This is a genomic window from Citrobacter sp. TBCS-14, assembly GCF_005280805.1.
GTDB classification, from domain to species: domain Bacteria; phylum Pseudomonadota; class Gammaproteobacteria; order Enterobacterales; family Enterobacteriaceae; genus Citrobacter; species Citrobacter gillenii.
Window position 1 is genome coordinate 1 of sequence record NZ_SZWM01000383.1, and the last position, 220, is coordinate 220.

At 54.1% G+C, this 220-nt stretch carries 1 protein-coding gene; it reads left to right on the top strand.

Translation table 11 applies throughout. The features are described from left to right. Positions 1 to 220, top strand: a 220-nt coding sequence (locus FDX22_RS15660) for a phage minor tail protein L (protein WP_146717430.1), incomplete at both ends; no start/stop codon positions are given.

Sequence of the window (220 nt, forward strand, 5' to 3'; positions counted from 1 at the left end):
GGTCGGTGGTGAACGTTATTTTTTCTGTAATGATCAGAACGAAAAAGGTGAACCGGTCACCTGGCAGGGGCGGCAGTATCAGGCGTATCCCATTCAGGGGACGGGATTTGAACTGAATGGCAAGGGCAGTGCTGCCCGTCCGACACTTACGGTCTCTAACCTGTATGGCATGGTCACCGGCATGGTGGAAGATTTGCAGAGTCTGGTCGGTGGAACGGTG